Raw genomic sequence first — 15,081 nt, forward strand, 5'->3', positions numbered from 1 at the left:
ATGGCCGCCTGCAAGCAGCGGCCAGATTGTGCTTCAGACGCTGCCGCGGGGCAAGGCTGCTGCTGGACGGGCTTCGTGCCAGGGTTTGCGTGAACCAGATGGCGTCCGCAACACCGCCAGCAACAACAGTTGCGCCAGGCCGAACAGCCACAGCGGCGCGGCGCTGGCGGGTGGCTGCAGCAAGGCCAGCGCATCCCCCAGCCACCGTCATTGCGAGGAGGCGCGTGCCTGCTGTCGCGCCGCAACGTCATCCTCCATGTCATAATCCCGGCCCATGACCGACCCCAGCCCTAGCGGCAGCGCCGACGCCGCTGCCGCAGACTCTGCCGCCGCCTTTGTCGCCCGCTGGCGCGCGGCCGACGGTTCCGAGCTGGCCAACTATCAGCTCTTCGTCACCGACCTCTGTCGGCTGCTCGACGTCCCCTCCCCCGACCCGGCACACGACGATAGCCGCGACAATGCCTACGTCTTCGAGCGCCGCGTCAGCTTTCGCCACGGCGACGGCAGCTCGTCGAGCGGGCGCATCGACTGCTACAAGCGCGGCCATTTCGTTCTCGAAGCCAAGAAGATCCGCCTCGTCGCTGCCAGCAAGGGTTTCGACGATGCCTTGCAGCGGGCGCGCGGCCAGGCCGAAAGCTACGCTCGCGCGCTGCCCGCCGACGATGGCCGGCCGCCGTTCCTGGTCGTCGTCGATGTCGGCCACGTCATCGAACTGTACGCCGAGTTCACACGCTCTGGCGCCACCTACACCCCTTTCCCCCGACCCGCGCTCGCATCGCATCAAACTCGCCGACCTCGCCGAGCCCGGCATCCGCGAGCGCCTGCAGATGCTGTGGCGCGACCCGCTGGCGCTGGACCCGACGCGCGTCTCGGCGCGCGTCACGCGCGCGATCGCCGGCCACTTGGCACGCATCGCCCGCACGCTCGAAGGCGCCGGCCATCACCCCGAACTCGTCGCCGGCTTCCTCACCCGCTGCCTGTTCTCGATGTTCGCCGAAGATGTCGGCCTGCTGCCCCGGGAGAATGGCCAGGGCGCTTTCACCACCTTGCTCCAAACCCTGCAGAACAGTCCGCAGCAATTCGTGCCGCTGCTCGCCGCGCTGTGGCGCGAGATGGACGCCGGCGGCTTCTCCGTCGTCCTGCGCGCCACGCTGCCGCGCTTCAACGGCAAGCTCTTCAAGCAGCCGGAAGTGATCGCCCTGGATCGCGAGCAGATCGGCCTGCTGCTACAGGCCGCGCACGCCGACTGGACGCAGGTCGAACCGGCGATCTTCGGCACCCTGCTCGAACGCGCACTGACGCCCAGCGAGCGGCACGCACTCGGCGCCCACTACACGCCGCGTGCCTACGTCGAACGCCTGGTCCTGCCGACCGTCGTCGAGCCGCTGCGCGGCGAATGGCGCAACGTCCAGGCGGCGGCCCTGCTGCTCGCCAACGAAGGCAGGCTCGACGCCGCGCGTGCCGAAGTCGACGCCTTCCACCACCGCCTGTGCCAGATTCGCGTCCTCGATCCGGCCTGCGGCTCGGCGAATTTCCTCTACGTGACGCTCGAACACATGAAGCGCCTCGAAGGCGAAGTGCTCGACCAGTTGCACGCTTTCGGGCGCGGCCAGCAACGCCTCGAAGCCGCAGGACTGACCGTCGACCCGCAGCAGTTCCTCGGCCTCGAACTCAACCCGCGCGCCGCCGCCATCGCCGAACTGGTGCTCTGGATCGGCTACCTGCAATGGCACTTCCGCACCAGCGGCAGCGGCCTGCCGCCGCAACCGATCCTCAAGGACTTCCGCAACATCGAATGCCGCGACGCCGTGCTGGCCTGCGATGGCATCGAAATAGTCGTCGACGAGCGCGGCGTCCCGGTCAGCGGCTGGAACGGCGTGACCACGAAAACCCACCCGGTGACCGGCGAGCAGGTGCCCGACGAAAACGCCCGCACGCCACTGCAGCGCTATATCAACCCGCGCCAGGCGACTCGAAAAACTGCGCAGCGGCGAAGCGCTCAGCGCCAGGGAAAAAACCATCCACGAGCAGGGCCTGGTCAGCGTGCTGAAGACGCTGCACGACGAACTCGACGCCGCGGTGCTCGACGCCTATGGCTGGAGCGACCTCACCAGCGCACTCGCCAACCCGGAGCAGAAAGACGCGGCCGGCGAAACCCTGCTCGTGCGCCTGGTCGCGTTGAACGCCGAACGTGCGGCGGAAGAAGCGCGCGGCCAGGTGCGCTGGCTGCGGCCGGAATACCAGCACCCGGCCGCCGTGGCGAGCCACTCGCCGCTGGCTATCGGCGATCCGGACGTTAAACAGGCTGCGCTGACCACCGCCGTGGCGACAAGTCCCAGCGCACGCCAGGCCTGGCCGGCGGCACTGCCCGAACAGGTCGCCGCCGTCGCCAAGGTGCTGGCAGCCGCAGCTGTACCGCTTTCGGAAGCCGAGCTGGCCGCACGCTTCACCGGCAAAGGGGCATGGAAAAAACGCCTGGCGCAGATCGTCGACACGCTCGAAGCGCTCGGTCGCGTACGCCGTCAGGGAGCGCTACTGGCAAGCGCCGGCTAGTCCAGTGTTGCATTCACTGCGCACGGCGCTCGCTACTACCAGGTTCTCGATGCGCCGGCCCCGGATGCTCCTGCCTCGGGGTCGCCTGGTGGCACGGTGACCGTGGCTTGGCTCCTGGCGTCACGCCGTTGATGTCGCGCTTCGCGGGCCAGCGCGCGAAGTTCGTTGCACTTGCCGACGATGTTCACCAGCACGCTGGCGGTCCAGGCGAAGGTGAACATGCCCGAAATGGCGATGATCGGGGAGAGCATGTACCACTCATCGGACAGCACCCGGTGGGTGCCAAGCGTGGTGTAGGACAGCGCCGCGAAACGTGCAGCGGCAGCCCATACCGGGATGATCCCGCCGTACACGAGGGCTGCCGACCAGAGAATGATCGACATCAGGTGCAGACCGAGCATCCTGAAGACGGTGAAGCCAAGCAAGAGGTCAACGCTCCACCAACCCGAACGCTGCTCGATGCGCTGGGCGCGCTTGTCGAAGCGGCCGACAAGCAGACGCATGCCGATGGCCTGCAGGATGACGACGGCGACGAGAACCCCGCCACCAAACAGGATGTCCGGCAAAGGCAGCGCCTCGATCATCGGCAACTTCGCCTCGACGTAGGCTTCCGTCGACGCCAACTCGACGGGTAGCTGCTTGACCGCTGTCGTGGGGAGCTTGACCAGTTCGTGGGGCACTTTCTCGACGGCCTTCGGAAGCCGCGACAACTCCGTTTCGACCCGTTCTGCCACGGGTGCCAGCTTGACCACGTCATCCGTCAACGCACCGGCAAGCGAAGCCTTTGGCGGCAGCTCCTGTGCGGTTTTCCCACTCCCTGTCGTATCGGCCACTATGGACAACTCCCCAGCTGAAACCAGCGCAAGCAAATGTATTGACGAGCCTCTCGGTCGCACCCCCCGGTAGGTGGCCGTTGCTCGCAAAATGCGGGCAGCGAAAACTTCGCGCCAGCTGACTAGCATCTGCTTCTCGCCCGCCGTATGGCAAGCGGGCTACGAGTATACTAGCTCGTCCGCGGACCCGGTGTGCCTTGCCGCAGCCCCCGTGGCCAATGGGCCGGCCGTTTTGCCGGGGGAGAGGTGAGCTGACTTTGTCTCCGATGTCGGGCGGCTTGCTCCATCGCGACAGGGAGACAGGCTGCAAAGTGGAAGCGACCCTTATTGATGGCCAGGGCGTAATCAAGCGGCTCTCCGGGAAGGATCTTGCTGCCCGGCTCATCGGCGACTGGCGCCGCTGCGAGACCGAGTGAAGCCCGTAGTCACAGCAATCGGAGGCGTCCATGCTACCCGCCAGTGTTGTGTTGCACGCAGTATGGAATCTATAGATTCCGGCTACCGCGTCGGTTTCGCGCCGCTCTCATGCTTGCTGAAGGCCGCGTCGGGAATGGTGAATGCGGCGCCACACCCCACGTCATTGCGAGGAGGCGTAGCCGACGCGGCAATCCAGTTCCATCCTCTCACTTTTCCCAGCCGCATTGACATCGTGACAACGCGAAAAGCCAAACCTCTGGATTGCCGCGTCGGCTGCGCCTCCTCGCAATGACGGAGGTGGGGAGATGCTTGCCGAAAGTCTCATCAAGAAAGCAACACGACACCAGTGGATCCCCGCCGGCGTACGTCGCACCATCAAGGACGAAGACATGAACGAGCCGAGCCGCAGCAGACGAATCAGCGTGAACGGGGCAATCGCCCTCGGCGTTGGCTCCATGGTCGGAGCCGGCATCTTCGCACTGATGGGCGAAGCGGCGGCGATGGCGGGATCGGCGGTCTGGCTGTCGTTTCTGGTCGCCGGGATCATTGCGCTGCTCACCGGACACTCGTTCGCACAACTCGGCGTTCGCTATCCGTCGCGCGGCGGCGTCGTCGAGTACCTGGTGAAAGCCTACGGCCCGGGGCTCTTCTCTGGCGGCTGCTCGATCCTGTTCTATATCGCGCAGCTGATCGGAATGGCGATGATCGCGCTGGCCTTCGGCAAGTTCAGCGCCAAGCTCCTGGACCTTGGCGAAGCGGATCTGCTGCTCTGGGAACGACTCCTGGGATCCGCTCTGATCGTCACTCTGACTGCGCTCAACCTGGTCGGCGCCAAGTTCGTCAGCTCCGCCCAGCGGCTGGTCGTCCTCGCCAACCTGGCGGTCCTCGCCCTCTTTACGGTCGCGCTGTCGATGCACGCGGACGTGGCTAGACTCGCGCTCGAAACCTGGCCCGCAGCAAGGCCGATACTCGGCAGCCTCGGCCTCACCTTCTTTGCCTTTACCGGCTTTGCCGTGGTCAGCAATGCCGCCGGGGACATGGACAACCCGACTCGCGACCTGCCGCGGGCGATGTACACCACCATCGCCATCGTCCTGGCACTCTATGTCGCCCTCGCACTGGCGGTCACGGCCACGGTCGATGAACACCATCTCACCGCGAGCGGGGCAACGCTCCTGGTCGTTGTAGCCCGCCACAACTTCGGCGAAATCGGCTTCCACATTCTGCTGCTCAGCGCCATCCTGGCCACCGTCACCTGCCTCAACGGCGGCTTCTTCGGCGCCACCAGCATCACCTACACGCTCGCCGAGAACGGCCAGCTCCCTTCGCGCTTCGGGCAAAAGATCGGCATGAGCTATCGCGGCCTGACCATCTCCGCGTTGCTCGCCCTGCTAATGGTCAACTTCCTGACGCTGACGACCGTCGCCTCGCTGGGCAGCGCCACCTCGCTGCTGGTGTATTCCCTGGTCAACTTCGGCGCCTGGCGGCTCCTCAAGGGCGGCGGCTGGCACCGGGTCGCCATCCTGCTGAGCATCGTCGCCTGCGTTCTGGCGATCATCGTCTGGGGTTTCGACACTTTCCAGACTTCGCCCGGTTCGTTCTCGATCTTCCTCTCCTTCCTGGTCATCGCCTTCGCCGCAGAAGGCTTGCTGCAGCGCTATCACGGCCGGCGGATCCTGGCGCAGGAGCACTGGGAGAGTTCGTGACTGCAAGCAGCGGAAAAGCCACGGTCGATGGACTTTCCCTGCTCACGGTACCTTCCTCTCCTCTCCTGTGACCGAGCCCCCGCCTTCGTCAGGTCCGAGCCCTGTCGTCGCTCTTGTCGCTCTCACCGCTCTCGCCGCTGTCGATTGCTGTCGTCGCCGCGGCCGCCGCCACCTTCTCCTCGTGGTCCACGATCACCGCATGTACCGAACCGTAGATCGCGTTCGCGCCGAGCAGTTCGGTGAGGCCGTGGCGGTCGAACTGGGCGTGCAGTGCGGGAGAGACGTTGGCAAACACCAGCCGAATGCCCTGCTCGCGAAGCAGGAGGCAGACGCTGCGCAGCATCGCCGCAGCCGAGAAGTCCACGTCGCCAATCGCCGCCGCCTCGACGCACAGGCAATCCAGGGGGGCTGGCGCCCTGGTCTTTGCCAGGCCAAGGACCTCTTCGGAAAACTGCGCGCAGTTGGCGTAGTAGAGGCTGTGGCTGAAGCAATAGACCAGGAGACCGGGTGCAATCTGCTGCGCTGGGTTCAGCGGCACCATCTGCCAGCCCTTCTTGCGCTTGTCGGCGGCGATAACGGTGTTGTTGCCGCGATAGCCCCGGCGCACATGATCGAGCAGCGACAACACCATGGCCAGAACGATGCCCTGCTCGACGCCGACAACGACGACGGTGGCCGCGGTCAGCAAGGCCACCCAGAACTCGGCGCGCGCCTCGCTGTAAATCCGCCGCATGCCCTGGATATCGATCATCTTCACGGCCACCAGGAAAACGATCGCCGAGAGAACCGCGGCCGGCAGGTAAGCCAGTGGCCCGGTCAGGAACAGCAACACCAACAGCACGATGGCACTGGTGGTGAGCTGCGAAACCTGGCTGCGGCCACCGCCACTGGCAACCATCTCGGTGTTGGTCGGGCTGCCATTGACGATGAAAGTACCGGACAGGCCGGCGCCAAGATTGGCCATTCCCAGGCCGACCATGTCGACGTTCTCGTCGAAACGATCGTCGAAGCGGGCAGCGTAGGCGCGCGAGGTCGCCGCGCTCTGCGCAAGAATGACCACGAAACAGGCCAGGGCGATCGGCAGCAGTTTCCAGATCAGCGGCCAGCTCCAGTCGAGCTGCGGCAGCCCCAGCGTCGGCAGACCGCTGGGTACCGCGCCCAGGGTCTCGAGGTGGGCGCCGAGATTCAGTGCCCAACTGGCCGCGATGGCCGCCAGCACGGCGATCAGTCCACCGGGAATTTTCTGCGATATCTTCCGGCCACCGACAATGATCAGCAACACCGCCAGTGACACGGCGACGGCATAGGGATTGGTTTCGCCGAGCGAGCGGACGTCGTGCAGGATCTCCGTGAGCGGGTGGTTGCCGGTGCTATGCACACCCAGCAAGCCGGAGACCTCGAGCAGCGACACCTGCACGCCGACGCCGGTGAGAAAGCCGGTGAGCACGGTGCGCGAGAGAAAATCGGCCAGAAAGCCCAGGCGCATCACGCGTGCGAGGAACATGAAAGCCCCCGCCATCAGGGCAATCAGGCTGCACAGCGCCAGCCACTCGTCGCTCCCCCGCACCGCCATGCCGGCGAGAGCGGCGGCAACCACCGCCGCCGTCGCCGAGTCGGCATTGACCGAGAGATGGCGCGACGACCCGAAAATGGCGAACAGGCTCATCGGGATGAGAATAGTGTACAAGCCGGTGATCACCGGCGTGCCAATGATCTTGGTGTAGCCCATCGTCCCCGGAATCGACAGCGCGGCGAGGGTGAAGCCGGCAATGACGTCGCGCCCCACCCCTGCCCGGTCGATCGGCAGGATGCCCTGCAAAATCGGCAAGCTGAAGCCCTTGCCCTTCCCCTTGCCCTCGCTGGCCTGCGTCATTGCTGCCCTCCCTCGCTCACCCCACGCCCCCTGCCGTCATTGCGAGGAGGCGCAGCCGACGTGCCAATCCAGTTCCACCCTCTCACCATTTCCCGCCGTATTGATCTATTGAAAACGCGAAAAGCCGTACCTCTGGATTGCCGCGTCGGCTTCGCCTCCTCGCAATGACGTGCGGGCTGGTGTAGCGTCGCCTTCCCGACGAGACTTTCAGCAAGCCTGACAGCGGCGCGAAAACCGCAGGGCAGCCGAAATTCATAGTTTCCATACTGCGTGCAACACTACATTAGCCCTTGCCGTTTCGCTGTGCCTGCTCCGCCTCGGCCGCATGATACTTGGCGGTGATTTCCTTCAGATCCACCCGCGTCGCTGGCCGCTTGAGCCCCATGTCTTCCATGGTCTCGGTGATGATCTGCGAAATGGCCAGGTTGCGGAACCACTTGTGGTTGGCGGGAATGACGTACCAGGGCGCATCCTTGCTGCTGGTCTTGCTCAGTGCTTCCTCGTAGGCTTCGACATAGTCCGACCAGAACTCGCGCTCGGAATAATCGCCTTCGCTGATTTTCCAGTTGCGCGCCGGGTCGTCGAGTCTTTGCTTGAAGCGCGCGAGTTGCTCCTCCGGGCTGATGTGCAGGAAGAACTTGAGGATGCGCGTCCCGTTCGCGACGAGCAGCTTCTCGAAATCCTGGATCAGCTCGTAGCGCCCCGACCAGACGGGTTTCGGAACCAGATTGTGTACCCGCACGACGAGGACGTCTTCGTAATGCGAGCGGTTGAAGACCACGATCTCGCCCCTGGCCGGGGTCCTTTTATGGGCACGCCAGAGAAAGTCGTGTGCCGCTTCCTCGGCGCTCGGTTGCTTGAAACCGAAAACCGAGGTGCCCTGCGGATTCATGCCGCTGAACAGGTGGCGGACGACGCCATCCTTGCCGGCCGCGTCGAGCGCCTGCAGCACGACCAACAGCGACTGATTGCCGTCGGCGTAAAGCAGGGCCTGCAACTCGGCCATGCGCGCGACGTTTTTCTGGATCGCCGGCAGCGCCTCTTCCGACGAGGCATGGCCAGCAGTGTGTGCCGGGTCGATGGCGGCCAGCTTGAGTTTCTTGTCGGGGCTGACGAAGAATTGTTTGCGATAGTCCATGGGCTTTTCTCCTCGCGTGAGTAGCAGATGATCAGGTGAACAGGTGTCGAGCTAGGCGGCCGGTACGTGCGGCTGCAGCGACTGATTGACCATCTCCAGATGCTTCTGGCGACGTGCCGTCCGCTGGCTGGCAAAACGGTCGTAGACCAGGCGAACGCCGCCGAGGATGAACATCCAGGTCGCCACGTAGAGCCACACCCAGCCGATCAGCGTCCAGGAAATCGCCGGGACCAGCAAGCCAAAGCCGCACATCAGGGCCGCCGTGAGCTGCGTTCCGGCGATGGCCCCGAGCAGCGGCGCGGCCGGGTATGGGCGCTGGAAGAACCAGTTTTCGGTACGGGTAATGAACAGCAGCAGTTGGCCGCCGCCCACCAATTGCAGGAACATCATGGTCTGCAGTTGCGCGTGTGTCGTCAGCCCGAAGCTGGCCTGCAGATGAGGCTCCGACAACACCTTGACACCGAACAGCAACAGCCCGAAAGACTCGGCGATGAGAAAGGCGCCGAGAATCGAAGCCAGGCCGAAAATGCGCGGCAGATCCCAGCGTACCGGCCGCGGATTCACCGGCGTGTTGTCGTAGGCGATGGTCATCATCGGCAGGTCGTTGAGCAGGGACATGACGACGATCATGATCGCCGTCAAGGGCGAGAAGCCCAGGAAAATGGTCGACAGGACGACGACGAACATGATGTCCAGGGTCAGCGCGATGCGATAGGTCAGGTAGCTGTTGATGCGCCCGAAGATGCGCCGCGCCTCGTCGATGGCGCCATTGATCACCGACAGGCCGGGAGCCGTGAGAATCAGCGCCGCGGCGCCCCGCGCAGCATCGGTGGCCCCCGAAACCGCCGTGCCGCAATCGGCCTGTTTCAAGGCCGGTGCGTCATTGACCCCGTCGCCGGTCATCGCCACCAGGTGCCCGCGCGACTGCAAGGCCTTGACGATGGCGTACTTGTGCTCCGGGAAGACGCGCGCGAAACCATCCGCCCGCTCGATGGCGTCGATGATCGCCGGCGGCACGTTATCCGGATCCATGTCCTTGGGGAAGGCATCCGCCGCCGCGATGATGTGCGTGCCCATGCCCAACTGGCGCGCCGTCTCGATGGCGATGGCGGTGTCGTCGCCAGTGATCATCATCACCCGCACCCCCTTCTCCGCCGCCCTGTCGATGGTTTCCTTCGAGTCATCGCGTGGCGGGTCGAACATCGGCAGGATGCCGAGGAAAGACCAGCTCGCGCCGCCATCCGCCGAGCGCGCCACACCCAGTGCGCGCGCGCCCTGCGCTGCCAGCTTGTTGACCGCTTCCTTGACTTTCTGTGCGACATCCGCAGGCGCCTGGGCGAGATCGACAATCGCTTGCGGGGCGCCCTTGGCGACCATGAAGGACTTGCCGCTGGCGTCGGCCACCGTCGCCTGGGTGCGCTTGGTCACCGGATCGAAGGCCACGAACTTGCTCAGGGTCCAGGTCTTGAGAACGCTTTGGTCCTTGAGCGCGGTAATCACGGCCGTATCGATGGCGTCCTTGTCCTCGAGCTTGGACGCCAGCGCCGCTGCCAGGATGCAGTCCTGCGGGTCGGTGGCGGCGAAGAGCATCGGCTCGCTGAGGCTCAACTGGTTTTTGGTCAGGGTGCCGGTCTTGTCCGAGCAGAGAATATCGACACCGGCCATTTCCTCGATTGCCGAGAGCTTGGAAACGATCGCCTGTTCCTTTGACAGGGCCAGTGCACCGAGCGCCATGGTGATCGAGAAAACCGCCGGCATCGCCACCGGGATCGAAGCGACCATCAGCACGAGCACGAACTGCAGGATGCCGAGCGCGTCATCGAGGCCCCAGTCCCTGGCAATGACGATATCGTGATAGACCTTGACGCACACCATGACCAGGGTCAGGCAGACGGCGACGATGATCAGGAAGTTGCTGATCTGGAACATCGCTTTCTGCGCGTGACTGACCGATCCGGCGCCAGCGACGAGCTGGGCGGTGCGGCCGAAGAAGGTATTGGAGCCGGTGGCGATGACCACCGCTTCCATCTCGCCCTGCTTGACGACGCTACCCGAATAGGCCTCGTCGCCGATTTTCTTTCTGGCGGGCAGCGACTCGCCAGTGAGCGCCGCCTGGTCGATCGAGGCGAAGTCACCACCGGTCAGGCGCAGATCCGCGGGCACGATCACGCCAAGACGGATCTTGACCATATCGCCGGGTACCAGCGTCGACGCCTGCACCGTGCTCCACTGACCGTCGCGCAGCACGGTTGCCTCGGGTGCCAGGCCGGCCTTGAGCGCGGCCAGCGCGTTCGAGGCCTTGCGGTCCTGCCAGTATTCGAGAGCGGCGTTGAACAGCAGCAAGGAGCCGATGATGACGAAGTCGTCCCAGTGGCCGAGCAGTGCGGAGACCAGAGCCGCCGCCTCGATGACGTAAGCCATCGAGCCGGTGAAGTAGCCGCGAATCTGCTCACCGAGCGTCTTTTCCTTGACGATGATCGCGTTGGGACCGTATTTGGCCGTGCGCTGCTGAACTTCCGCCGCGCCGAGACCCTGCTCGGGCTTGACGCCGAGGGTCGACAAAACCTGCTCGACCGGAATTTTTTCGAGATCCGCTTCGTTGGCAGCAGGAGCGCCTGCTTGAGTGGGGACATTGGCCATACATTCCTCCCGTGAAAAAGGAAATAAAGGTAATGAAACATCAAGCCTTAGGCGATTGCCGGGAAAAACGCTGGCCTCTCGGAGCTTCGTCCCGGGGTGAAAATATAACGGTACGGTGATTTACTTGCTTGCAGCGGCCGGTGCCGGTGCGGGTGCCGGTGCAGCGGCCGGTGCAGGTGCGGCTACCGACACTTCGATAATCTCGATCTTGGCCTTGGCTTTGAGATCCTCGAGATCCTTTTTCAGGTTCTGCTGCTGCAGATGTTGGGCCAGGTCGGGTTTGACTTCGTCAAAGGGTGGCGCCTCTATCGGCCGGGTATCTTCCAGCAAAATGACGTGATAGCCGTACTGGGTCTTGACCGGTTCTTGCGTGAATGTGCCCTTTTCCAGCTTGCTGATGGCGCCGCTGAACTCCGGCACCATACTGCTCACGTCAAACCAGCCCAGATCACCGCCCCGCAGCTTGGAGCCGGCATCAGCGGATTTTTCCATGGCCAGCTTCGCGAACGATGCCGCATCGTCCTTCAGCTTGGCAATAATTGCATTCGCCTCGGCTTCGCTCTCGACGAGGATGTGGCGCGCCTTGTATTCGCTGCCAGTAACGGTGGCCTTGATACGCTCGTACTCGGCTTTCAGCATTTCGTCACTGACTGGATTGTGCTTGATGAAATCCTGTACATAAGCGTCGGCCAGAACCGATTGCCGGAGGATCTCGAGTTGCTCGGTGACTTCGGGCAATTTATCCAGGCTTTTTTTTCACCGCTGCCTCTGCGATCAGCGTTTGCATGGTCAGCTTGTCGATGATGCTCTTTCTGGCTTCCGGAGTGTCCACTTCGCCGGCGCTGGCACCGTGCGCGATGATCATGTCGACACGGCTCTTGTTGATGGCGGTGCCGTTCACGGTCGCCACGGCCACTCCCTTAACCGCTGGTGCCGCTGCCGGCGCTGCAGATTGTGCATTTTGCTCGGAGTTGCAGGCGCTGAGGACCAGCAGCGAAGCGGCGCTGGCGAGCAGAACTCGGGATTTGATGGATTTCATTGATGCTTCCTTGGGATATATGTACTGCTCCGCAAAGACCAGGCGGAACTGGGAACTGGGAACTGGGCTCAGATTGCCCCGTACGCTTGCCTCACTCGAAACTGAAGATCTTCTTCCAGTCCTTCTTCATGCTGATGACTGTCCAGCCCTGCTTTTGCGCCTCGTCATAGAGGGCCTGCGTGAAGGCGCCGACCTTGGTCGCCGGCAGCCCTTGTGCTGGACCATAAGCATATTCACGTTCGCCATCGTCGTGCATCACCAGCATCGACAGGCGCGCACCGTCCCCCGCCTTGGTGTATTCCAGCATCTGCTGATCACCCGAGGTGTTGCCAACGGCCATGTGCGGGCGTCGACCAATCATCAAATGGATGCCCTCGACCTTGCCGGCGTTGTTGTCGTTGAGCAGCAGCTTCGGCTCCTTGGTCAAAAAGGGCGAGCCGTCCCTGGCGTAGCCGTACTTTGTGCCGACCGCACTACCCACCACCTGCTCGGGAGGAATGCCATAGACCGCCTCGGAATACTGACGCACGAAGTCCTGCCCGCCACCGGTGACGATCCAGGTCTTGTAAGCATTCGCCCGTAGATAGGTCAGCACTTCCTGCATCGGCAGGTAGGTGAGCTCGGTATAGTGCCTCTTCCAGCGTGGGTCCTTCGCTTCAGCCAGCCACTTCTTCGCCTCGGCGCTAAAGCTGTCCACCGACATGCCGGTCAGCGTGGCCATGGCGAGCTTTTCGAGGTCGGGCAGCGTCAGTTTGGCGATGGCCGCACGATCGCCTTTGAGTATTTCCAGCACCGTCGAGTAGGGCGCGACCTTGGCCAGTTCAGGCTTCGCCTTGACCAGTGCTGGCACGCTCTCGAGGATGTACATCACCTGCGAGTACATCGGGTGCTCGACCCACAGCGTACCGTCCTGGTCAAAAGTGGCGATGCGCTCGGCGGGCGGCACGAACTTCGGGCTGCCCTGCATAGTGGTCTCTTCTACAAAGGTAATGATCGCCTGCTTGGCGGCACCGTCGTTCCAGGACGGCAACGGGTCTGTTTGCGCCTGGGCATGCATGCCCAGGGCGAGCAGTGCCGTCAATGCCAGAAAACGGGTAAACGCTGAAAAGGACGGTGTGGTTCCAGTCATGTTTCGTCTCCAAAAACACCAGAAAAACGGGCGCCCGATAACAGGCGCCCGCGCAGTCACAAGTCGTCAGCCCGCGGGCTCAATCGTGCCCGTTGTTACCACCCTTCTGCATGGCCTTGAGGATACCGTCCAGATTGTAGGTTTCGGGAGCCTGCATCGGCGGGAACTCCCTGTACGAAGACAGCTCCTTCTCCCACAGCAACTGCCCGATCGGCAACATGTTCCAGTTGTAGATATAGGCGTTGCCGGGAGAGCCAAGCGCACCGCCGTAGCCCAGCAGGGACTTCGCGTCGGCACCGACCGTTTGCTCGAAGGGATCGCGCTTGAGGTTGAGGAGCTGGGTCCAGTGGAAACTGGTGGCGCCAAACAAGCCGCCGGTCGCCGTGTCAGGCACGATCGTGTAGTACATCTTCCAGTTCTTGTAGCGCACCGCCGATGGTTGCGAGCCGGTGTAGTAGAAGAACACCTCACGCGCCGATTTCTCGGACTTGCCGGTCAGGTAGTCGGTCTGGTCAACGCCGTCGAGCTTGGTCTTGACGATGCCGGGGTAGGTGCCGGCCATGATCTGCTCGTTCAGCGCATTGCCCTTGAGCCCACCAGCGATATTGACCAGCGTCGGCACCCAGTCGAGCGAGGCGAAGATATCGTCCTTGACCGTGCCCGGCTTGATGACACCCGGCCAGCGCACGAGCATCGGCGCGCGCATGCCGCCTTCCCAGGTGGTCAGCTTGCCACCTTTGAACGGAGTGGTGCCGCCGTCCGGGAAAGTGATGTTCTCGGCGCCGTTGTCGGTGGTGAAGACGATGATGGTGTTGTCGAGTTGACCCATGGCTTCGAGTTTCTTGATCACTTCGCCGATGTTGTCGTCCATCTGCTTCATGCCCGCTTCGTTGGTGCCCCAGTCCTTGCCACCGGCTTCACCCACCATGGCCTCGTACTTCGGCGGCAGCACGGTCGTGATGTGCATGCGTGCCGGGTTGTACCAGACGAAGAATGGTTTGCCGGTCTTCTTCGGATCGTTGCGGTCGAGGAAGTCGATGACCTTGGCCGAAATTTCTTCGTCGACGGTCCGCGAGCGATCCAGGGTCAGCGGTCCTTCGTCCTTGCAGGTGGTGTTCTTCTGCGTGCCGTCGCTGGACTTGCACCAGATGACCGGCCGCGGTGGGGTCAGGCAGGTCCCTGTTTTGGGATCGATGGCGCCTGGCACCTCTGGCAAACCGGTGATTGGCGTGTTCGTGCACGGCGGCGCAATGCCCTGCACCAGCGGCGTCTTGTTGATGTCGACGAAGCTCACGCCCTGCATGGCGTCGAGGTGGTACAGGTAGCCCCAGTATTCCTGGAAGCCGTGCGAAGTCGGCAGTGCCTCGAAATGGTCGCCGAGGTGGTTTTTACCGAACTCGCCAGTGTTGTAGCCAAGGTCGAGCAGGAACCTGGCCAGCGCCGGCGTGCCCGGACGCAACCAGGACGGGCTGCCCGGCAGTTGCGGCGGGATCATGCCCGTACGCAGCGGGTGCATGCCGGTGAAGAAGGCGTTGCGCCCCGCCGTACAGCTTTGCTCGGCGTAATAGGTCATGAATTTCGCACCTTCCTTGCCGATGCGATCGATGTTCGGCGTTTCACCGACCATCAGGCCCTGATGATAAATACCCGGCTGCATCCAGCCGATGTCGTCGCCCATGATGAACAGGATATTGGGCTTGTTGGCGCTGGAGGCGGCACTCGGGGTCGCACCCGGAGTGGCAGCCGGAGTCGC

The 15,081-nt window shown here is 63.5% G+C and carries 12 protein-coding genes and 1 pseudogene; 4 read left to right on the top strand and 9 right to left on the bottom strand.

Annotation, left to right across the window (positions count from 1 at the left end; all coding sequences use genetic code 11):
• Nucleotides 1-33: 33 nt before the first annotated feature.
• The gene (locus E4Q23_RS04075; protein WP_169065446.1) at nt 34-183 is read right to left on the bottom strand and encodes a hypothetical protein; all 150 of its coding nucleotides are present in this window, start codon (nt 181-183) and stop codon (nt 34-36) included.
• 91 nt (nt 184-274) lie between these two features.
• On the opposite strand from E4Q23_RS04075, the pseudogene E4Q23_RS24770 reads away from it, so the two are divergent.
• From E4Q23_RS24770 to E4Q23_RS23560, 3 genes and pseudogenes are all read left to right on the top strand, one after another.
• Nucleotides 275-676, top strand: a pseudogene (locus tag E4Q23_RS24770) (type IIL restriction-modification enzyme MmeI); the annotation flags it as partial.
• 16 nt (nt 677-692) lie between these two features.
• Nucleotides 693-2,300 carry a DNA methyltransferase gene (locus E4Q23_RS04080; protein ID WP_336511597.1) on the top strand — a complete coding sequence of 536 codons (1,608 nt, stop codon included), beginning with the start codon at nt 693-695 and terminating at the stop codon, nt 2,298-2,300.
• On the top strand, nt 2,257-2,553 hold the full coding sequence (locus tag E4Q23_RS23560; RefSeq protein ID WP_248595230.1) for a hypothetical protein: 297 nt from the start codon (nt 2,257-2,259) through the stop codon (nt 2,551-2,553). Before E4Q23_RS04080 ends, E4Q23_RS23560 begins: the two co-directional genes overlap by 44 nt.
• A gap of 35 nt (nt 2,554-2,588) precedes the next feature.
• Here E4Q23_RS23560 and E4Q23_RS04085 read toward each other — a convergent pair whose 3' ends face one another.
• On the bottom strand, nt 2,589-3,386 hold the full coding sequence (locus E4Q23_RS04085; protein ID WP_169065447.1) for a hypothetical protein: 798 nt from the start codon (nt 3,384-3,386) through the stop codon (nt 2,589-2,591).
• A gap of 722 nt (nt 3,387-4,108) precedes the next feature.
• On the opposite strand from E4Q23_RS04085, the gene E4Q23_RS04090 reads away from it, so the two are divergent.
• Nucleotides 4,109-5,509 (top strand): APC family permease, encoded by a 1,401-nt coding sequence (locus E4Q23_RS04090; protein WP_169065448.1) that lies wholly within the window; start codon nt 4,109-4,111, stop codon nt 5,507-5,509.
• A gap of 88 nt (nt 5,510-5,597) precedes the next feature.
• Here the strand turns inward: E4Q23_RS04090 and E4Q23_RS04095 are convergent, their stop codons facing one another.
• The 7 genes from E4Q23_RS04095 to E4Q23_RS04120 form a co-directional block, all read right to left on the bottom strand.
• The gene (locus E4Q23_RS04095) at nt 5,598-7,382 is read right to left on the bottom strand and encodes a SulP family inorganic anion transporter (RefSeq protein WP_169065449.1); all 1,785 of its coding nucleotides are present in this window, start codon (nt 7,380-7,382) and stop codon (nt 5,598-5,600) included.
• Nucleotides 7,383-7,665: 283 nt separating this feature from the next.
• Complete coding sequence (locus E4Q23_RS04100) at nt 7,666-8,520, bottom strand: polyphosphate kinase 2 family protein (RefSeq protein ID WP_169065450.1); 855 nt, start codon at nt 8,518-8,520, stop codon at nt 7,666-7,668.
• 51 nt (nt 8,521-8,571) lie between these two features.
• Complete coding sequence (locus E4Q23_RS04105) at nt 8,572-11,160, bottom strand: plasma-membrane proton-efflux P-type ATPase (protein ID WP_169065451.1); 2,589 nt, start codon at nt 11,158-11,160, stop codon at nt 8,572-8,574.
• A gap of 120 nt (nt 11,161-11,280) precedes the next feature.
• Nucleotides 11,281-11,898, bottom strand: coding sequence for a peptidylprolyl isomerase (locus E4Q23_RS04110; protein WP_248595231.1), 618 nt, complete (start codon nt 11,896-11,898; stop codon nt 11,281-11,283).
• A gap of 1 nt (nt 11,899) precedes the next feature.
• Nucleotides 11,900-12,199 (bottom strand): hypothetical protein, encoded by a 300-nt coding sequence (locus E4Q23_RS23565; protein ID WP_248595232.1) that lies wholly within the window; start codon nt 12,197-12,199, stop codon nt 11,900-11,902.
• A 91-nt stretch (nt 12,200-12,290) separates the two neighbouring features.
• The gene (locus E4Q23_RS04115; protein ID WP_169065452.1) at nt 12,291-13,328 is read right to left on the bottom strand and encodes an HAD family hydrolase; all 1,038 of its coding nucleotides are present in this window, start codon (nt 13,326-13,328) and stop codon (nt 12,291-12,293) included.
• 79 nt (nt 13,329-13,407) lie between these two features.
• On the bottom strand, nt 13,408-15,006 hold the full coding sequence (locus E4Q23_RS04120; protein WP_248595240.1) for an arylsulfatase: 1,599 nt from the start codon (nt 15,004-15,006) through the stop codon (nt 13,408-13,410).
• Between the last annotated feature and the right edge of the window lie 75 nt (nt 15,007-15,081).

Origin of the sequence: Candidatus Accumulibacter phosphatis, from assembly GCF_012939955.1 — a bacterium.
In the GTDB taxonomy this organism is placed as follows: Bacteria; Pseudomonadota; Gammaproteobacteria; order Burkholderiales; family Rhodocyclaceae; genus Accumulibacter; species Accumulibacter delftensis.